Origin of the sequence: Allobosea sp., assembly GCF_017308015.1 — a bacterium.
GTDB lineage: Bacteria > Pseudomonadota > Alphaproteobacteria > Rhizobiales > Beijerinckiaceae > Allobosea.
The window spans coordinates 612,659-629,842 of sequence record NZ_JAFKFW010000002.1; the positions used below are offsets into that span (position 1 = coordinate 612,659).

The 17,184-nt window shown below is 68.3% G+C and carries 20 protein-coding genes; 14 read left to right on the forward strand and 6 right to left on the reverse strand.

The genetic code is table 11. From position 1 onward, the window contains the following. Positions 1-51: 51 nt before the first annotated feature. On the reverse strand, positions 52-798 hold the full coding sequence (locus J0I42_RS02950; RefSeq protein WP_291652590.1) for a 16S rRNA (uracil(1498)-N(3))-methyltransferase: 747 nt from the start codon (positions 796-798) through the stop codon (positions 52-54). Positions 799-1,005: 207 nt separating this feature from the next. Here J0I42_RS02950 and J0I42_RS02955 point away from each other — a divergent pair, with 207 nt between their 5' ends. Then, complete coding sequence (locus J0I42_RS02955; RefSeq protein WP_291652592.1) at positions 1,006-1,473, forward strand: hypothetical protein; 468 nt, start codon at positions 1,006-1,008, stop codon at positions 1,471-1,473. Between the two features lie 16 nt (positions 1,474-1,489). Next, positions 1,490-2,470 carry a 4-hydroxybenzoate octaprenyltransferase gene (gene ubiA, locus J0I42_RS02960; RefSeq protein WP_291652594.1) on the forward strand — a complete coding sequence of 327 codons (981 nt, stop codon included), beginning with the start codon at positions 1,490-1,492 and terminating at the stop codon, positions 2,468-2,470. A gap of 2 nt (positions 2,471-2,472) precedes the next feature. Here the strand turns inward: ubiA and J0I42_RS02965 are convergent, their stop codons facing one another. Further along, positions 2,473-2,994: a DUF6101 family protein gene (locus J0I42_RS02965; RefSeq protein ID WP_291652596.1), complete on the reverse strand. Its 522-nt coding sequence runs from the start codon at positions 2,992-2,994 to the stop codon at positions 2,473-2,475. Between the two features lie 248 nt (positions 2,995-3,242). On the opposite strand from J0I42_RS02965, the gene J0I42_RS02970 reads away from it, so the two are divergent. From J0I42_RS02970 to lpxK, 5 genes are all read left to right on the forward strand, one after another. Next, entirely contained in the window at positions 3,243-4,070 is an 828-nt protein-coding gene (locus J0I42_RS02970; protein WP_291652597.1) for a 3'(2'),5'-bisphosphate nucleotidase CysQ, read from the forward strand. An 88-nt stretch (positions 4,071-4,158) separates the two neighbouring features. Further along, the gene (locus J0I42_RS02975; RefSeq protein ID WP_291652600.1) at positions 4,159-4,401 is read left to right on the forward strand and encodes a DUF4170 domain-containing protein; all 243 of its coding nucleotides are present in this window, start codon (positions 4,159-4,161) and stop codon (positions 4,399-4,401) included. 28 nt (positions 4,402-4,429) lie between these two features. Then, positions 4,430-5,167, forward strand: coding sequence for a lysophospholipid acyltransferase family protein (locus tag J0I42_RS02980; protein ID WP_291652602.1), 738 nt, complete (start codon positions 4,430-4,432; stop codon positions 5,165-5,167). Continuing rightward, positions 5,164-6,468: a 3-deoxy-D-manno-octulosonic acid transferase gene (locus tag J0I42_RS02985; RefSeq protein WP_291652604.1), complete on the forward strand. Its 1,305-nt coding sequence runs from the start codon at positions 5,164-5,166 to the stop codon at positions 6,466-6,468. The genes J0I42_RS02980 and J0I42_RS02985 overlap by 4 nt, the downstream gene beginning before the upstream one ends. Then, positions 6,468-7,472, forward strand: a complete 1,005-nt coding sequence (gene lpxK, locus J0I42_RS02990; RefSeq protein WP_291652606.1) for a tetraacyldisaccharide 4'-kinase — start codon at positions 6,468-6,470, stop codon at positions 7,470-7,472. Before J0I42_RS02985 ends, lpxK begins: the two co-directional genes overlap by 1 nt. A 14-nt stretch (positions 7,473-7,486) precedes the next feature. On the opposite strand, the gene J0I42_RS02995 is transcribed toward lpxK, so the two are convergent. Further along, complete coding sequence (locus J0I42_RS02995; protein ID WP_291652608.1) at positions 7,487-7,708, reverse strand: DUF2093 domain-containing protein; 222 nt, start codon at positions 7,706-7,708, stop codon at positions 7,487-7,489. Between the two features lie 110 nt (positions 7,709-7,818). Here J0I42_RS02995 and J0I42_RS03000 point away from each other — a divergent pair, with 110 nt between their 5' ends. Then, entirely contained in the window at positions 7,819-8,631 is an 813-nt protein-coding gene (locus J0I42_RS03000) for a dienelactone hydrolase family protein (protein ID WP_291652610.1), read from the forward strand. 3 nt (positions 8,632-8,634) lie between these two features. Here the strand turns inward: J0I42_RS03000 and xseA are convergent, their stop codons facing one another. Further along, positions 8,635-10,230 (reverse strand): exodeoxyribonuclease VII large subunit, encoded by a 1,596-nt coding sequence (gene xseA, locus J0I42_RS03005; protein ID WP_291652612.1) that lies wholly within the window; start codon positions 10,228-10,230, stop codon positions 8,635-8,637. Positions 10,231-10,321: 91 nt separating this feature from the next. Between xseA and purD the strand changes: the two genes are divergently transcribed. From purD to J0I42_RS03020, 3 genes are read left to right on the forward strand one after another with little or no spacing between them, the layout of a single operon-like run. Beyond that, on the forward strand, positions 10,322-11,599 hold the full coding sequence (gene purD, locus J0I42_RS03010; protein WP_291652614.1) for a phosphoribosylamine--glycine ligase: 1,278 nt from the start codon (positions 10,322-10,324) through the stop codon (positions 11,597-11,599). 33 nt (positions 11,600-11,632) lie between these two features. Then, positions 11,633-12,547, forward strand: coding sequence for an alpha/beta fold hydrolase (locus tag J0I42_RS03015; protein WP_291652616.1), 915 nt, complete (start codon positions 11,633-11,635; stop codon positions 12,545-12,547). A 22-nt stretch (positions 12,548-12,569) separates the two neighbouring features. Further along, entirely contained in the window at positions 12,570-13,436 is an 867-nt protein-coding gene (locus J0I42_RS03020) for a patatin-like phospholipase family protein (RefSeq protein ID WP_291652619.1), read from the forward strand. Here the strand turns inward: J0I42_RS03020 and J0I42_RS03025 are convergent. Then, positions 13,396-14,142 (reverse strand): ArsR/SmtB family transcription factor, encoded by a 747-nt coding sequence (locus J0I42_RS03025; RefSeq protein WP_291652621.1) that lies wholly within the window; start codon positions 14,140-14,142, stop codon positions 13,396-13,398. The genes J0I42_RS03020 and J0I42_RS03025 overlap by 41 nt on opposite strands. Positions 14,143-14,247: 105 nt before the next feature. Between J0I42_RS03025 and J0I42_RS03030 the strand changes: the two genes are divergently transcribed. Further along, on the forward strand, positions 14,248-14,991 hold the full coding sequence (locus tag J0I42_RS03030; protein WP_291652623.1) for a sulfite exporter TauE/SafE family protein: 744 nt from the start codon (positions 14,248-14,250) through the stop codon (positions 14,989-14,991). A 64-nt stretch (positions 14,992-15,055) separates the two neighbouring features. Further along, the gene (locus J0I42_RS03035; RefSeq protein ID WP_291652625.1) at positions 15,056-15,307 is read left to right on the forward strand and encodes a hypothetical protein; all 252 of its coding nucleotides are present in this window, start codon (positions 15,056-15,058) and stop codon (positions 15,305-15,307) included. A 3-nt stretch (positions 15,308-15,310) separates the two neighbouring features. On the opposite strand, the gene J0I42_RS03040 is transcribed toward J0I42_RS03035, so the two are convergent. Beyond that, positions 15,311-15,775, reverse strand: a complete 465-nt coding sequence (locus tag J0I42_RS03040) for a nucleoside deaminase (protein WP_291652626.1) — start codon at positions 15,773-15,775, stop codon at positions 15,311-15,313. A 123-nt stretch (positions 15,776-15,898) separates the two neighbouring features. Here J0I42_RS03040 and J0I42_RS03045 point away from each other — a divergent pair. Continuing rightward, the coding region (locus J0I42_RS03045) for a pseudouridine synthase (protein ID WP_291652628.1) at positions 15,899-17,184 on the forward strand (1,286 nt) is incomplete at its 3' end.

Genomic DNA, 17,184 nt, shown 5'->3' on the forward strand with positions numbered 1-17,184 from the left:
GCATTCGCGCAAAGGCGACCGGCGCTGGCGGCAGGTCTTGCCGCCGTCCGGTCAGGTGCGAGGCCAGTCTCCGAGCACCGCTTGAACCAGCGCGAGCGCCGCAACCGCGGCCGTGTCCGCCCGCAGGATGCGAGGCCCGAGCGAGATCGGCAGAGTGTTGGGTCGTGCCCGGATCAGGCTCCGCTCGGCTTCGTCGAAACCACCCTCGGGCCCGATCAGGACGGCCAGCGGGCCAGGCTCGCGTTGCGCCAGCGCCGAGACCGGGCTCGCCTCCGCCATGCCCTCGTCACAGAAAATCAGCAACCGCTCCGGCCCCAGCCCTGCGAGCGCGGCTTCGAGCGGCCGTTCAGGCTCGATTCCGGGCAGGCTGAGGATGCCGCATTGCTCGGCCGCCTCGATGGCATTGGCGCGCATCCGATCGAGGTTCAATCGCGAAACCTGGGTGCGTCGGGTCAGGACGGGTTGCAGCACGCCCGCCCCCATCTCCACGGCCTTCTGCGCCATATAGTCCAGCCGCGCATGCTTCAGCGGGGCAAACAGGTAATGCAGGTCGGGAGCAGGAGGCTGTAGTCTGGTCTGACGCGTGAGCTCCAGATTCGCCTGTTTGCGGCCTTCGGGCACGAGGCGCGCCAGCCATTCGCCATCTCGCCCATTGAAAGCGAGAACCGTGCCATCAGCCCGCAGGCGCAGGACGTTGAGCAGGTAGTTGGCCTGCTCCCGCTCGAGCGGGAGAATCGCCGACTGCGAGAAGGGATGGTCGACGAAGAGCCGGTGCCGGGCGAAATCGGGAACGGACATAGGCGCAGGCGCCTCCAGGAGTCGGTAATATTCGGTGGGAGCAACGCGAAAAACGCCACAATCCCCTTGTAGCAGGCGGCGCATCCCACAAGACCACCCATGGACTCGCAAGAGTCGTTGGCGTTAACAGCGCCTGCTGTTAAGGACGTATTTAACGATCGGCCGGGCGGGCCGGCAATCCGGAGTATGGACACCATGCGGCGTTGGATGGCTTCAGGCGTTATCGCGGTGCTCGGCCTTGCCGTGGCCCCGTTCCTGGCGGCTGCTCCCGCAAACGCGCAGGCTTCGGGCTGCGAGCAGATTCAGAAGCTCCTCGGCGAGCGCCAGTCCATCGTGGCGCGGCTTTCGGCTGCCCAGAAGGCCAAGAAGAAAATGACGCCGCAGGAGGCGTGCAGCTCCTTCGGCCGCCTCGTCAGCAACGGCGACGCCGCAATCAAGTTTGCCACCGCCAATCAGGACTGGTGCCAGATTCCGCAGACCTTCATCGAAGGCATGCAGGCCGACAACAAGAAGGTGGCCGGCTTCCGCACCCAGGCCTGCAACGCCGTGAAGCAGCAGGCCGCGATGCAGCGCCGCGCCCAGCAGCAGGCGCAGGGCGCCAATCCGTTCGGCGGCGCCGATTCCATCACCGGCGGTGCCGGCGGCGGGATGCGCGTCCCGCAAGGCGCGCTCTGACCGGCGCCGCGGCGCCATGTCCGACCCGTCACCTCCAGGGGCGATGCCGGGGCGTGACGCCCCCCTCCCCGATACGCCCTTGCCCGATGCACTCACGGGGCATTGGGTCGACACGCGGGCGCCCCTCGCGACCAGGCCGTTCCTGAAGCTTGCCCGCATCGAGCGACCGATTGGCTGGTGGCTCCTGCTGATGCCCTGCTGGTGGGCTGCGGGACTTGCCGCCATCGCCGCCGGGCAGCCCTATCCCAATCCCTGGCACTGCCTGCTCTTCTTCGTCGGAGCGGTGCTGATGCGCGGCGCAGGCTGCACCTTCAACGACATCATCGACCGCAAGCTCGACGCCGAGGTGGCACGCACCCGCGGGCGCCCGCTCCCGTCCGGACAGGTCACGGCGAAAGCGGCCGCGCTGTTCATGATCGCGCAGGCGCTGGCGGGGCTCGTCGTGCTCCTGCAGTTCAACCGCTTCACGATCATCCTCGGAATCGCGTCACTCGTGATCGTCGCGATCTATCCGTTCATGAAGCGGGTGACGAACATGCCGCAGTTCGTGCTGGGCCTTGCCTTCTCATGGGGCGGGCTGATGGGGTGGAGCGCCGTCTTCGGCCGGCTCGATCCGCCGGCCTATCTGATCTACGCCGCTTCGATCGCCTGGACGGTCGGCTACGACACGATCTATGCGATGCAGGACCTGGAAGACGACGTCATCGCCGGTATTCGATCGAGCGCGCGCTATTTCGGCGACCATACGCGCGAGGCGGTGGCGCTGTGCTTCGCGCTGGCCGCCATGCTCACAGGGATCGCGATCTGGCTGGTTGGCGGCGGCCCCGTCGCCTGGCTCGGCTTCGCCGCCTTCGCCCTGCATCTCGGAGGGCAAGTGACGCGCATCAATCGCGCGACGGCGCCCGAAGCTCTGCGGATATTCCGGTCGAACCGCGATGCCGGCCTGCTGCTGGCAGCCGGGCTCGCGCTCGATGCCGCGAGCCGAGGCTGGTTCTAGGATCAATCCGTCATCCGGTCGCCGCCGACAATCACCGGCAGTTCGGCAAGTCGGCCGGTCTTGCGGCGGGTCAGGAAGCGCGGACGACGGCCGTTGAGCAGGCCATGGCGGCGGCGAATGCGAATCGCTCCCAGAGCGACCCGGCCAAGCTGCGGAAAGGGTTCGCTCACCACCCCATCGACAGCCTCAAGCAGCAGAGGCAAGCCACTGGCCCGGCCGAAATCCCGCCAGAGCGCCACCGCATCGTCCTGATCGGCTGAAGCCACCACGATGGAGCGGCCATCCCCGGCCGTCAGAGTTAGCTCGAAACGCTCGTCGTCACCGCCCGGGTTGGCCAGACGCAACGCGACGCCGCGCCAATTGGCGCCGCCGCGCAGAATCCGCACCGAGCCAACACGCTCGATCGCCGGCGCGATCGGCCGAGCCGGCATCGGGTTGCGGGAAACGATCGCTGTGGTGGTCGGACCGCCGGAGAGAACTGGCACGAAACCGCTCTCTCCGGCAGCCGGCGTGACGCTGGCCATCGGTTATAACGCCTCTCTTGATCCCTGCTGCAACGGAGCCCTCTGTCGATGCCGGGGCTCTCGTGCTTGCCTTGCGAGGATGGCTGCCAGCCGTGTCCGAGCGCTTAAAGGGTTGGGTTAAAGGAAGGTGATTTTGGCCCGATCCGGCCCGAAACGGGCGCTTTCCCGCCAGATGCTTGACGGAATCTTTCGATCCGCAGCCGCATTTTCGGCTTGAAACGGCGACTTTCGCGGCCGATAGGAAACGCATGAACGCAACTACGCTACCGATCGCGCCCGAGCTGCTCAAGGCCGTCGGCGAAAGCTGCCTGGAAGCCGGCACGATCGCCCTGGACCTGTTCCGGCCCGGCGAGGCTACGGCGGCGCGGACCTGGTCCAAGAGCGGCGGATCGCCCGTCACAGAAGCCGATATCGGCGTCGACACTTTTCTCCGGATCAGGCTGTCGGAGCTGCTGCCGGAGGCCGCCTGGCTCTCCGAGGAAACCGTCGACGACGCGCAGCGGCTCTCGCATCGCTACGTCTGGGTCGTCGACCCGATCGACGGTACGCGCGCCTTCATGCAGGGCTCGCCGGACTGGGCCGTCTGCGTCGCGCTCCTCGACCAGGGCTCGCCTGTCCTCGGCATCGTCCACGCTCCCGCCTGTCAGGCGACCTATCGCGCGCTCGCCGGCAGCGGTGCGACGTTGAATGGCGCAACCATCAAGGCCTCAGCCGCTGGCGCACTGACCGGAGCGCGCATCGCCGGCCCCAAGCCAATGCTCGAGGCGCTGGCGCAATTCGAGAGCTTCGAGGCCGTCGGCCGGATTCCGTCGCTCGCGCTGCGCCTGACACGCATCGCCGACGGCAGCATCGATGCCGGCCTGATCTCGCCCGATGCTCGCGACTGGGATCTGGCCGCTGCCGATCTCGTGCTGAGCGAGGCCGGCGGGCGACTCACCGATGGCGAGGGCCGGCCCGTCGTCTACAATCGCGAGCTGCCGATCCATGGCATGCTCGCCGCAAGCAACGGCAAGCTCGCGACCCCGCTGCAAGCGGCGATCGAGCGGCTGCGCGACGGACGGACGCAGCCCGCCTGACGATTTTTTTCAAGGCTTCGGGCGTGGCGCGCTCGCATGGGCCGCCGGGATGGCTTATGGGGGCGAAACGCCCCCGCAGGAGAGTTCGATGAGCGCGGAACCGGAACAGAAACAACTCCTTCACCTCGTCCTTGGTGGCGAGCTCGCATCGCTCGACGGCATCACCTTCAAGGACCTGACGAAGCTCGACATCGTCGGTGTCTTCCCGAACTATGCCACCGCGCATACGGCCTGGAAGGCCAAGGCGCAGCAAACCGTCGACCAGGCGCAGACGCGCTATTTCATCGTCCATCTCCACCGCCTGCTCGACCCCGAAACCGCCAAGGGCTGAGCCGCGGCAGGCTCGAACGGCAGAATCAATGGGTTTCTCGATCCTCAAGACGCGCGTGGCGCAGGAAGCGCTCGGCAGGATGCTGGCCGGCTATCTGCGCCTCGTCCAGCGCACGAACCGGATCGTCTTCGAACCTGCCGACATCTACGACCATGTCCGGCCGGATCTGCCACTCATCTTCGCGATGTGGCACGGCCAGCACCTCATGATCCCCTTCGCCAAACCGGACTGGATGCCGGCCTGCTCGCTGGTCTCGCGGCATGGTGATGGCGGCTTCAACGCGGTGGCGCTGCGCGAGCTCGGCATCGGCGCGATCCGCGGCTCTGGCGCGCTCGGCAAGAAGATCCGCGAAAAGGGCGGCGCAAGCGCCTTCCTCGCGATGGTCAGGCGCCTCGCGGCGGGCGAAACCATGGTTCTGACCGCCGATATTCCCAAGCGAGCGCGCATCGTCGGCCCCGGCATCATCGCCCTGGCGCGCGCCTCCGGCCGGCCGATCCGCGCGGTCGCCGTGGTGACGAGCCGGCGGATTGACTTCAATAGCTGGGACCGCGCCTCGATCGGCCTGCCCTTCGGGCGCTGCGCCATCGTCGTCGGAGAGCCGATCCTGGTCGCGCGTGACGCCGACGAAACAACGCAGGAAGCGGCACGTCTCGCGCTTCAGGCCAGCCTCGATGATGTCCATGCCCGCGGTTACGCACTCGTCGGCGGCCGCGATCCGGGCGCTGGCCTGCGCGAGAAGCACCTGAATGCCGGGGTGCCGGCATGAGCGGCAAGGGCGCGATCCTCCACGGCTATCGCTATGCGACCTCGCTGCTGGAGCCGGCGGCGGCAGGACTCCTGTTCTGGCGCCAGCGGCGCGGCAAGGAGGATGCGGCGCGTCTCGCCGAACGGCGTGGCCACCCTGGCGTCAAGCGGCCGAGCAAGCCGCTGATCTGGCTGCATGGCGCCAGCGTCGGCGAAACCGTGACCCTGCTGCCCCTGATCGCCAAACTGCAGAAACGCGGCTTCGCGGTGCTGGTGACCTCCGGCACGGTCACCTCCGCCAGATTGATGGCGGCACGGCTGCCGGGTGGCGTGATCCATCAGTACATCCCGCTCGACGTACCGCGCTATATGCGCCGCTTCATGGATCACTGGCGCCCGGACCTGTGCCTGATCTGTGAGTCCGAGATCTGGCCAAACCTGCTGATCGAAGCGCAACGCCGCGACCTGCCCGTCGTGATGGTCAATGGCCGGATGTCGGAGCGTTCCTTCGCGCGCTGGTACAAGATGCCGAAGACCTCGCGTTTCCTGCTCTCCTGCTTCGAGGCCTGCCTTGCGCAATCGCAGGGCGATGCCGAGCGGCTGGCACAGCTCGGTGCGCCGCGCGTCAGCGTCGCCGGCAACCTGAAATTCGACGTGCCCGCCCCGCCCGCCGACGCCGACACGCTCGCCATCCTCGACGGGCAAACGACCGGCCGACCGGTCTGGATCGCTGCGAGCACGCATCCGGGCGAGGATGAGCTGGTGCTCGCCGCCCATCTCGCGATCAAGCCCTATCTGCCGAAGCTGCTCACCATCATCGCGCCACGCCACCCGCAGCGCGGTCAGGAGATCGAGGCGCTGGCGGAGGCGAACGACGTCGCCGTCTCGCGCCGTTCGGCCGGTGGCGGCCCGGAGCGCAACGTCGATCTCTATGTCGCCGACACCGTCAACGAACTCGGCCTGTTCTACCGTCTGTCGCAGGTCGCCTTCCTCGGCGGTTCGCTGGTTCAGGGCATCGGCGGGCATAATCCGATCGAGCCGGCCAAGCTCGGCTGCGCGCTGCTGCACGGACCCTATGTCCATAACAATGCCGAGATCTTCGCCGCCTTCGATCGCGACGGCGGCTCGCGCGAAGTCGCCGATGCGCAGGCTCTGGCCGGCGCCGTCCATCGCTGGCTGAACAACCCGGCAGAGGCTCGGCAGGCGGCTCGCGCCGCCGCGCAGACCGCAACCGAGCTCGGCGGCGCGCTGAACCGCACGCTGCACGCGATCGAGCCCCTGCTGATGCGGGTCGCGATCGGCCAGCGCGAGAGCGCGCCCTGATGCTGCGTGCCCCGCGCTTCTGGTGGCGGGAAAAGCCCACGCTGCTCGCCCGACTGCTCCAGCCATTCGGCTTCCTCTACGGCCGGATCACCCTTCGGCGGATGCGGCAGCTCGGGACCGATATCGGCCTGCCCGTGCTCTGTATCGGCAACTTCATCGCCGGCGGCGCCGGCAAGACACCAACAGCGATCGCCATCGCGCGCTTGCTGAAAGAGCGCGGTGAGAAGCCGTTCGTGCTGATGCGCGGTTATGGCGGGCGGCTTGCCGGACCGGTTGAAGTCGACCCGGATCGGCATTGCGCGGCCGATGTGGGCGACGAGCCGCTGCTGATGGCGCGACATGCCCGCACCGTCATCGCCCGCGACCGGCTGGCGGGCGCAAGGCTGGCGCGCGGCCTTGGCGCCGGCATCGTCGTGATGGATGACGGGCTGCAGAATCCTTCGTTGGTCAAGCGGCTCAAGCTGGCCGTGGTCGACGGAGCGAGCGGCGCCGGCAACGGGCTCTGCCTGCCCGCCGGCCCGTTGCGCGCGCCGCTCGCCGAGCAGATGAACGAAGCGGATGCCCTCATCGTAATCGGCCAGGGAGCTTCAGGCGAACAAGTCGCCGCCGCCGCGCGGGCGCAGAAAAAGCCGGTTATCGCAGCCATGCTCAAGCCTGCGGACGCAGCCGTCGCGCGATTGCGCGGAGCGAAGGTCGTGGCGCTGTCGGGGATCGGCCGGCCGGAGAAGTTCGCTGCGACCTTGCGGGAAGCCGGGGCAAGCGTCGTCGCCGAGCAGGCCCACGGCGACCACCACGCCTATGGGCAGGCGGATGTCGCCACCGCGCTCGCGGCGGCGCGCGAACACAGTGCGCTGGTTGCGACGACGGAGAAAGATTGGACCAAGCTCGCGCCGCTCTGGCCAGAAGATGAGCATGGGTCGCTGGTGGTGGTGCCGGTTACGCTGGTTTTCGCGGAACCGGCTACGATCGAAGGATTGCTCGCATCCCTCGGAACAAGGCGCTGAACGCCCGGCCGTCGTCAGGCGCGGCCAGCGCGGCGCAGCCTCAGAAGCGCGGCTTCCGACGAGGCATAGGGCTCCTGCCACTCGATCGACCAGTAGCGGAGATCATCGAGACGGATAGGCGCCCCCGTCACGGCACAGCGCACAAAGGCACCGGGCTTGACGACATGAAAGTCGCCGGCGCGGTAGTCGACGACGGCTTCGGGACCGTGAGGTGGCAGGCGCTCGCTGATATTCATCAGAATTGCATCAAATCATTGATCGGGAAACGGAAAGCCGGGATACTCCAGGGTTTGTGATAACCTTCTGGTCGACGATGTCCAGTCTTCAGCGCTTCGCGGCGTGCCTGATGAGCCTTGCGCTGCTCGCAGCACCGGCCGCCCGTGCCGGTGGCTACGAACGCGTTGCCATTTCGTCTGACCAGGGAACTCTGACCGGCATCCTCTATCTGCCGGCCGGGCCGGGGCCATTTCCGGCCGTGATCGCCCTGCATGGTTGCGGCGGCTTGTGGCGAGAGCGAGGCCAACTCTCCATGCGTCATGCCGACTGGGGTGAGCGGCTGGCCACCGCGGGCCTCGCCGTGCTGATGCCGGACAGCTACGGCTCGCGCGGGCTCGGCTCGCAATGCGGCGTGAAGGACCTGACGGTCCGCGCCAGCCGCGAGCGCGTCGCCGATGCGATGGCCGCCCGGAACTGGCTGCAGCAGCGCGGCAACATCCGAGCTGACTCGATCGCGCTCCTCGGCTGGTCGAGCGGCGGCCTGACCGTCCTGACCGCGATCCGCAAGGAGCGCGCACCTACCGACGGCAAGCCCGATTTCAAGCGCGCCGCCGCCTTCTATCCGAGCTGCCGAAGCCAGTCGGAATCACCGAGCTTCGCCGCACGACTCCCGCTGCTGATTCTGATGGGCGACGCCGACGACTGGACCCCGGCCGCGCCCTGCAGCCATCTCGCCAAGGCGGCGCAAGGACGCGGCGAGCAGGTCGGCCTCGTGCTCTATCCCGGCGCCCTGCACGATTTCGACCATCCGCGCCTCGAGGTGAAGGAGCGCGAGAATATCGCCTATTCCGCCAGCGGAACCGGCAAGGCCACGGTCGGCACCAACATGGCAGCGCGCGAGGACGCGCTGAAGCGGGTCAAGGCCTTCCTGACCGCACCTTGAGCCTCAGAACAGATCGCCTTGCGTTCCCGGCTCCGTCGCCTTGCGAACCGGCCGCGGTGCCGATGGCTTCGCTCCGCCGGCTTCGCCGCCCGAAACGGTGACGCCGAAGCTGCCATCGGCCAGTTGCACCGAGAGCGCCCGGCCCGGCTGAGCGGCCTCGACGCTGCGCAGCAGCGCGCCAGCCTCATCGCGGATCAGGGCATAACCACGCGACAGCACCGCCTCAGGCCCGAGCGAGCGGATCAGCGCCCAGAGCGAGGCGAGCCGGTCGGCGCGCCGATGCAAGGTCTGGCCGAAGGCTCGCTTGGCCCGCTGAGCCAAGCTGACGGCGCGTTCGCCGCGCTGGACCAGGCTCTGAGCGAAAGCGTTGCGAGCCCGTGTTTCCAGCGTCGCTAGACGGTCTCGGGCGTTGGCGATCCGGGTGCGCTCGCCGGACACGGCATTGCCCCGCGCGGCGGAAAGCGCACGCCCGAAGCTGTCGAGTTTTTCCCGCAGCCGGGCGAGTGCAACGCGCGGCGAGCGCGCCTCCAGCCGACGAGACAGGACCTGCAATTGCTGCTCATGCGTGCGCGCATTGCGGGCAAGGGCTGGCGCCAGCCGCGTCGAGGCGAGATCCAGCCGCTGGCGCGGACCGGACAGGACGGCTTCCGGTCCGGGCAAGGCGCGAACCAACGCGCGCAGGTCGCTGCGGCGGCGGTCCGACAGGCGGAGCATCGCCCCGGCATGGCGACGGGCGAGATCGGCAATGAAGCCCATCAGCTCGGCGCGTACCGGCACGACCTTCTCGGCGGCGCCCGTCGGCGTGGGCGCGCGGAGATCGGCGGCGTGATCGATCAAGGTCCAGTCGGTCTCATGGCCGACGGCGGAGACCAGCGGAATCTCGGAGGAAGCGGCGGCGCGGACCACGATCTCCTCGTTGAAGCTCATCAGGTCTTCGAGCGAGCCGCCGCCACGCGCAACGATGATGACGTCCGGCCGCGGGATGCGCCCGCCCGCCGGCAGCGCATTGAAGCCGGCAATGGCGTTGGCGACCTCGGCGGCGCTGGTCTCGCCCTGCACGCGCACCGGCCAGACCAGCACATGGCGCGGGAAGCGATCCTCAAGGCGGTGCAGGATGTCGCGGATGACCGCACCGGTCGGCGAGGTCACGACGCCGATGACGGAGGGCAGATAGGGGATGAGCTGCTTGCGCTCCTCCGCGAAAAGCCCCTCGGCCGCCAGTCGCTTGCGACGCTCCTCCAGCAGCGCCATCAGCGCGCCGGCACCGGCCAGCTCCAGCGAATCGATGACGATCTGGTAGCTCGACTTGCCTGCGAAGGTGGTAATCTTGCCGGTGGCGATGACCTCCAGGCCCTCCTGCGGGCGCGTCTTCAGCCGGCCGAACACGCCCTTCCAGATCACCGCATCGATCTTGGCGTTGGTATCCTTCAGCGAGAAATAGACATGGCCGGAGGCGACCGGGCCGCGATAGCCGGAAATCTCGCCGCGCACGCGTACGAAGCCGAAATTGTCCTCGATGGTGCGCTTCAGCGCCCCGGAAAGATCCGAGACGCTCCATTCCGGCGCATTGCCCGTCGCCTGCTGCGATTCGCTGTTCATGGCCGGACCATAGCCGGACGGAGGATTCAGCAGAAGCGTTGCCCGCGGCGCCCGGTGCCGCTATTGCGCCCGTGACGGAGCGGAGACGGCAATGAACATTCTTCTGATCGGTTCGGGCGGCCGCGAGCATGCGCTCGCCTGGGCGATTTCGGCCTCACCGCTCTGCGACACACTGTTCATCGCGCCAGGCAATCCTGGCACCGCCCATTGCGGCGAGAATGTCGTGATCTATGTCGCCGACCATGCCGCGGTCGTCGCCTTCTGCCGCCTGCAGGCGATCGATCTCGTCGTGGTCGGGCCGGAAGGTCCGCTGGTTGCCGGCATTGCCGACGACCTCCGGGCTGCCGGGATCAAGGTCTTCGGCCCGTCGAAAGCAGCCGCCCAGCTCGAAGGGTCGAAGGGCTTCACCAAAGAGCTCTGCGCCGAGTTCAATATCCCGACCGCCGGCTTCGGCCGCTTCGCCGATGCGGCCTCCGCCAAGATTTACGTCGCCGCCCAGGGCGCGCCGATCGTGATCAAGGCCGACGGGCTGGCGGCCGGCAAGGGCGTGATCATGGCGGAGACGCTGGACGCGGCGAACGAGGCCATCGACATGATGTTTTCCGGCAGCTTCGGCGCGGCCGGCGCCGAGGTCGTGATCGAGGAATGGATGATCGGCGAGGAAGCCAGCTTCTTCGCGCTCTGCGACGGCAAGCACGCGCTCGCGCTCGCCTCGGCGCAGGACCACAAGCGCGTCGGCGACGGCGATACCGGACCGAATACCGGCGGCATGGGTGCCTACTCCCCCGCCCCGGTGATGACGGCGGCGATGACCGAGCGCGTGATGGCCGAGATCATCCGGCCGACGCTCGCTGGAATGGCCAAGCGCGGCACGCCGTTCCAGGGCGTCCTCTTCGCCGGCCTGATGATCACGGCGCAGGGACCCAAGCTGATCGAATATAATACCCGCTTCGGCGACCCCGAATGCGAGGTCCTGATGCCGCGCCTCAAGAGCGATATACTGCCAGCGCTGCTCGCCGCTTGCGACGGCGTTCTCGATCGGGTCGACCTGCGCTGGCACGACGAGGTGGCGCTGACCGTCGTACTCGCCGCCAAGGGCTATCCCGCAAAGCCGGAGACCGGCAGCGTCATCCAGGGCGTCGAGAAGGCAGAGGCGCTGGACGATGTCCTCGTCTTCCACGCCGGCACGAAGCTCTCGAACGGTGATCTCGTGGCGAATGGCGGGCGCGTGCTCAATGTCGTCGCGCTCGGCAAGAGCGTCGGCGAGGCACAGAAGCGCGCCTATGAGGCGGTCGACAAGATCGACTGGCCGGGCGGCTTCTGCCGCCGCGACATCGGCTGGCAGGCAGTGAAGCGCGAGCAAGGCTGACAGGGCACCGTAACGGGGGCTATGCTCCCCGGCATGGCGAATATCGACTCCCTCTTCCCCGGCTTCAAGGCGCACTGGATCGACGGGCCGGTCGGCAAGATCTTCGCGCGCGTCGGCGGCGAAGGTCCGCCGCTCGTCCTGATCCACGGCTTTCCACAAACCCATGCCGAATGGCACCGGCTGGCGCCGGAGCTGGCAAAGACCCACACCGTCGTCTGCCCCGATCTGCGCGGCTATGGCTGGTCGGCCGCGCCCCATGGTGATGGCGGCAGAGAGACCTACACGAAGCGCGGCATGGGCGAGGATATCGCCGCCGTCATGCAGGCGCTCGGCCATATCCGCTTCGGCGTGATCGGCCATGATCGCGGCGCGCGCGTCGCCTATCGCCTCGCGCTCGACCATCCCGGCCGCGTCGAGCGACTCGTCCTGCTCGACATCCTGCCGACCGTCTCGATGTGGGAGGGCATGAACGCGGCCCGCGCCATGCAGGTCTATCACTGGACCTTCCTGGCCCAGCCCGAGCCGATCCCTGAGAACCTGCTGAAGGCCGATCCGGTCGGCTGGCTCGACCGCACCATCGCGAGCTGGAGCCGGGCGAAAAGTCTCGACCTGTTCGACCCGCTGGCGATGCGATCTTACGCGGAATCCTTCAGCGATCCCTCGCGGACACACGCGGCCTGCGAGGACTACCGCGCCGGCGCCACCACCGACATCGAGCATGACAAGGCCGATCTCGCAGCGGCCAAGGGCATCCTGTGTCCGACGCTGGTGCTCTGGGGCGAGGCCGGCATTCCGGCCAGGGGGGCAAGCCCGCTCGATGTCTGGCGCGAGACCTTCGCACCGCAGGCCAAGGGGCAGGCGATCGACAGCGGCCATTTTCTGCCGGAAGAAAATCCGCAGGCGACGCTGGCGGCGCTGAAGCCGTTTCTGGCGCGGGCCTCAGCCTGAGCCTACAGACGGAACCAAGGGCATGCCGGGTTCCCGCACCGCCAAATCCGCACAAGCAGGAAGCGCGATCGCGCTCGTGCTGGGGGCCGGCGGGGCGCGGGGGCTCAGCCATATCGCCGTGCTGGAGGCGTTCGACGAACTCGGCGTGAGGCCCACGCACATCTCCGGCTGCTCGATCGGCGCCATCATCGGCGCGGCCTATGCTGCCGGCCTCTCCGGCCGGGAGCTGCGCGAGCATGTGCTGTCCGTGTTCCGCGACCGGGCGCGGGTGATCGCGCGCCTGCTCGATTGCCGCGTCGGCAAGCTCGCCGATCTCGTGCGTGGGCTCGGCAATCCCGTCCTGATCGACGGCGAGCGCCTGCTCGACCTGTTCTGGCCGGAGGCCGTGCCGGATCGTTTCGAGGAACTGGCAATCCCGTTCACCGCGGTCGCCGCGGATTACCACCGCCACACCGCAGTCGCGCTGCATGACGGGCCGCTGACGCCGGCGGTCGCCGCCTCGCTCGCCATCCCCGGGCTGGTGCGGCCTGTCGCGCTCGGCGGGCGCGTGCTGATCGATGGCGGCGCGATCGATCCTCTGCCTTACCGGGATTGGCTAGCGCCCGGCCGCGTCGTCCTCGCGGCCGATGTCAGCGCGCCGATGACCGAGCCCGGCGAGGCGCGCATTCCCGGCGCGATGGAGGCGCTTGTCGGCGCGTCGCAGATCCTGACGCGCACGCTGGTCCAGCGGCTGATCGAGCAGGAGCCGCCGGACATCCTGATCCGGGCCGGAGCCGACGGCATCGGTGGGCTCGACTTCTTCAAGGCCAAGGCGATCCTCACAGCGGCCGAGCCGATCAAGGACGAGGTCAAGCGGGCGCTGGAACAGGCTCTCGAACCACGGGGTTGACCGGACCCGGCGCATCGCAGCGGAATTCGGGAAACGCGGCTTCCAGCGCCCCTCGCCCCTTCTCGGTCAGGATCACGGCACGACTATCCTTGCGGCGTCGAACCCAGTCCATCTCGAAGCAACGGCAAGCAAGCGACGCAGCGAGATGGCCAGCAAGATGCGGCCGGCGCTCGCTCCAGTCCAGGCAGGGACGCAAGGCCGCGCGGCGGCTCTTGCTGCCGGCGTCAGGCTCGAGGCCCAGCGCCCGGAAGATCGCCTTGCCCGAGGCGGTCAACGCATAGCCGCCTTCGCTCGCGGCGAGATGCCCGCCGGCCATCAGCGCATCGTGAATGCCGATGCCGAGCCGTCCCGCGAAATGGTCGTAGCAGGTGCGGGCCTGGCTCAGCTCCGCGCCGACGCGGGACGGAAGGCGCCGGCTGGCGCCGTCGAGATTGGCCAGCACCATCAGCCCTTCCAGCGCCGTCGCGACCTCGGGCCCGGCGAGCCGGTAATAGCGGTGGCGCCCCTGCGCGGCGAACGCGATCAGGTTGCCCTGCATCAGTTTGGCCAGATGGCCACTCGCCGTCTGCGGCGCGACGCCGGCGATCCAGGCGAGCTCCTTGGCCGTCAGCGCACGCCCGTCCATCAGCGCGTGCAGCATGCTGGCGCGGGCCGGATCGCCCATCAGATGGGCGATCTCCGCAAGATAGGGACCTTGGGTGCTCATGATCGCATGATGGGCCATCGCCTCCGCATCGCAAGCAGGAACGCTACGGCCTCGGCCGTAGCATCGGGCCGCGACAGCCGCGGCCCGCGATGCCACAAGCGAGACATGGACAACACGACTCTCCTCCTCTTCGTCACCGCGACCTTCGTCTTCGCCGGCTTCGTCAAAGGCGTCATCGGGCTGGGGTTGCCGACCATCGCGGTCGGCATTCTCGGCGTGGTGATGGCCCCGGCGCAGGCCGCGGCCCTGCTGGTCGTGCCCAATCTCGTCACGAATGGCTGGCAGATCGCAACCGGACCGAAGCTGCTTTCGACCTTACGCCGTCTCTGGCCGATGCTGGCGACCATCTGCCTGGGCACCTGGGCCGGCGCCGGCCTGCTGCAACAGCAGAAGGACGGCAGCGCCACGCTCTGGCTCGGCCTCGCGCTCGTGCTCTATGCGCTGGTCGGGCTGAAGGCGGCGAAGCTGCGCGTGCCCGAGCGCTGGGAAGGCTGGCTCGGCCCGGTCATCGGCTTCACCACCGGCGTCGTCACCGCCGCGACGGGCGTCTTCGTGCTGCCGGCCGTGCCTTACCTCCAGGCGCTCGGCTTCGACAAGGACGAGCTGGTGCAAGCGCTCGGCATCTCGTTCATCGTCTCGACACTGGCGCTCTCCTTCGGGCTGATCGGAGCTGGCGCGCTCGACGGCACAGTCGCCTGGCAGTCGCTGCTGGCGCTTGTCCCGGCGCTGATCGGCATGGGCGGCGGGCAGTTCATCCGCAGCCGCATCTCACCAGCGGCCTTCAAGATCTGCTTCTTTGCGGGCCTGCTGGCGCTCGGCAGCTATCTCTGTTGGCGCAGCCTTGGTTGACGGCCTTAACCTGGCACTAACCATAACGGCGCAGCCTCGACCGGCAGCAACAGGAGCTCCGCGCATGGATGCCTTCACCATGGTCGTCATGGCCTGCGTCGCCGGCGAGGCGCATTGCACGACCAGCCGCATCAGCGCGATGGATTTCACCACCGCGCAGGCATGCGAAGCTCGAGTCGACGACATCATTCGTTCCATGACCCGGGAATTGGGCAAGCGGCCCGAGCTCAAGGGCCGACAGGTGACCTATGACGTCTCCTGCATGGACCGCGCACAGCTTGCGGCGAAATTCGGGATCGCCTCGTCGGATACCTGAGCGTCAGCGCCGCTCGCGGAAGAAGTCGCGGAGCAGCGCCGCGGCCTCGGTCTCGCGCAGGCCGCCATAGATTTCGGGCGCATGATGACAGGTCGGGCTCTCATAGAGCCTGACGCCGTTCTCGACCGCGCCGCCCTTGGGATCACCCGCGCCGAAATAGAGCCGCCTGATCCGGGAAAACGAGATAGCCGCCGCACACATCGGGCAGGGCTCAAGCGTGACGTAGAGATCACAGCCGATCAAACGCTCGCTGCCGATCGCTTCGCAAGCGAGTCTGAGTGCCAGCATCTCGGCATGGGCCGTCGGGTCCTTCAGCTCCAGCGTGCGGTTGCCGGCACGGCCGAGGACCGAGCCGTCCCGCATCACCACTGCGCCGACCGGCACTTCGCCGCGCAGTGCAGCTGCCTTCGCTTCGCCGAAGGCGAGGGCCATGGCGTCGACGATGGATGAGTGTTGCGGCGGTGACATCGAAAACCCCAGCTTTGGCGCTCGCAGCAAGGGAAAGCCTCTGCTACAAGCGCCGATCATAGCGAATAAGCGAGCCAGGCCTTTCCCGCAAAGCGGTTGTGCTCGGCCGGCTCAGGAGCAGCCATGAAAGACGACGACAACAACAGAGGCCGCGGCCCGCGCAAGGGTGGCGGCGCCGGCGGCCGTGGCCCCGGCTCAGGTGGCAAAGGCTTCGGCGGCAAGAGCTTCGGCAGCCGCTCCGGTGGCGAAGGCCGCGGCCCGGCCCGCGACGGCGAACGCAAGCCGTTCCGCAGCCATTCGGCCGGGGACGAGCGCCCGGCCCGCCGTTTCGAGCGCCCAGCAGGCGCCGAGGGCGACGCTCCGCGCCCGCGCCGCTTCGACGGCGACAGGCCCGCTCGCTTCAAGGCTGAAGGCGAAGGCCGCGGCTTCCGCGAGCGTTCGGGTGAAGAGCGTCCGCGCCGCCCTGCCCGCTCTGGCGATCGCCCCTTCGCCGGCCGTGATCGGCCGCAGGGCGACCGGCCACCGCGTGGCGAGGGCCGTGATGGCGAGAAGCGTTTTTCGCGTCCGCGCGCGCCGCGCTTCGAGGAGCAGGACGATCGTCCGCGCCGCCCGCGCGCGACTGAGCCCGAGCGCAAGCTGATCACGGCGGAGGAGCCGGAGCGCATTGCCAAGGTGATGGCGCGGGCCGGTGTCGCCTCGCGCCGCGACAGCGAGGCGATGATCGCGGAAGGCCGCGTCACCGTGAACGGCGTGGTGCTGGAAAGCCCTGCCTTCGACGTGAAGCCGACCGATATCGTGCTGATCGACGGCGAGCCCTTGCCAGCCCGCGAGCGCACGCGGCTGTGGCTTTACCACAAGCCCCGCGGCGTGGTGACGACCAATTTCGACCCGGAAGGCCGCCCGACCGTCTTCGACGTATTGCCGGAGGACCTGCCGCGCGTGCTGACTGTCGGCCGGCTCGACATCAACACCGAAGGCCTGCTGCTATTGACCAATGACGGCGGGCTGTCGCGGGTGCTGGAACTGCCGGAAACCGGCTGGCTCCGGCGCTACCGCGTGCGTGCCTTCGGCGAGGTAACGCAGGACGTGCTCGATACCGTCAAGGACGGAGTCGTCATCGAAGGCATCCAGTACGGGCCGGTGACCGCCCGCTTCGAGCGCCAGCAGGGCTTCAACACCTGGCTGACGGTCGATCTGCGCGAGGGCAAGAACCGCGAGGTCAAGACCGTGCTCGAGCATCTCGGGCTGACGGTGAACCGGTTGATCCGCATCTCCTTCGGGCCTTTCCAGCTCGGCGAGCTCGAGGAAGGTGAGGCCGACGAGGTCCGTTCGCGCGTGCTGCAGGATCAGCTCGGCGCCGAACTGGCCGCCAAGGCCGGCGCCGATTTCGAATCGCCGCGCCGCGATGC

What these genes read in the sequence shown, in the direction of transcription:
- J0I42_RS02950 (WP_291652590.1), bottom strand. Translation starts at nt 798, where the DNA reads ATGTCCGTTCCCGATTTCGCCCGGCACCGGCTCTTCGTCGACCATCCC.
- J0I42_RS02955 (WP_291652592.1), top strand. Translation starts at nt 1,006, where the DNA reads ATGGCTTCAGGCGTTATCGCGGTGCTCGGCCTTGCCGTGGCCCCGTTC.
- ubiA (WP_291652594.1), top strand. Translation starts at nt 1,490, where the DNA reads ATGTCCGACCCGTCACCTCCAGGGGCGATGCCGGGGCGTGACGCCCCC.
- J0I42_RS02965 (WP_291652596.1), bottom strand. Translation starts at nt 2,994, where the DNA reads ATGGCCAGCGTCACGCCGGCTGCCGGAGAGAGCGGTTTCGTGCCAGTT.
- J0I42_RS02970 (WP_291652597.1), top strand. Translation starts at nt 3,243, where the DNA reads ATGAACGCAACTACGCTACCGATCGCGCCCGAGCTGCTCAAGGCCGTC.
- J0I42_RS02975 (WP_291652600.1), top strand. Translation starts at nt 4,159, where the DNA reads ATGAGCGCGGAACCGGAACAGAAACAACTCCTTCACCTCGTCCTTGGT.
- J0I42_RS02980 (WP_291652602.1), top strand. Translation starts at nt 4,430, where the DNA reads ATGGGTTTCTCGATCCTCAAGACGCGCGTGGCGCAGGAAGCGCTCGGC.
- J0I42_RS02985 (WP_291652604.1), top strand. Translation starts at nt 5,164, where the DNA reads ATGAGCGGCAAGGGCGCGATCCTCCACGGCTATCGCTATGCGACCTCG.
- lpxK (WP_291652606.1), top strand. Translation starts at nt 6,468, where the DNA reads ATGCTGCGTGCCCCGCGCTTCTGGTGGCGGGAAAAGCCCACGCTGCTC.
- J0I42_RS02995 (WP_291652608.1), bottom strand. Translation starts at nt 7,708, where the DNA reads ATGAATATCAGCGAGCGCCTGCCACCTCACGGTCCCGAAGCCGTCGTC.
- J0I42_RS03000 (WP_291652610.1), top strand. Translation starts at nt 7,819, where the DNA reads ATGAGCCTTGCGCTGCTCGCAGCACCGGCCGCCCGTGCCGGTGGCTAC.
- xseA (WP_291652612.1), bottom strand. Translation starts at nt 10,230, where the DNA reads ATGAACAGCGAATCGCAGCAGGCGACGGGCAATGCGCCGGAATGGAGC.
- purD (WP_291652614.1), top strand. Translation starts at nt 10,322, where the DNA reads ATGAACATTCTTCTGATCGGTTCGGGCGGCCGCGAGCATGCGCTCGCC.
- J0I42_RS03015 (WP_291652616.1), top strand. Translation starts at nt 11,633, where the DNA reads ATGGCGAATATCGACTCCCTCTTCCCCGGCTTCAAGGCGCACTGGATC.
- J0I42_RS03020 (WP_291652619.1), top strand. Translation starts at nt 12,570, where the DNA reads ATGCCGGGTTCCCGCACCGCCAAATCCGCACAAGCAGGAAGCGCGATC.
- J0I42_RS03025 (WP_291652621.1), bottom strand. Translation starts at nt 14,142, where the DNA reads ATGAGCACCCAAGGTCCCTATCTTGCGGAGATCGCCCATCTGATGGGC.
- J0I42_RS03030 (WP_291652623.1), top strand. Translation starts at nt 14,248, where the DNA reads ATGGACAACACGACTCTCCTCCTCTTCGTCACCGCGACCTTCGTCTTC.
- J0I42_RS03035 (WP_291652625.1), top strand. Translation starts at nt 15,056, where the DNA reads ATGGATGCCTTCACCATGGTCGTCATGGCCTGCGTCGCCGGCGAGGCG.
- J0I42_RS03040 (WP_291652626.1), bottom strand. Translation starts at nt 15,775, where the DNA reads ATGTCACCGCCGCAACACTCATCCATCGTCGACGCCATGGCCCTCGCC.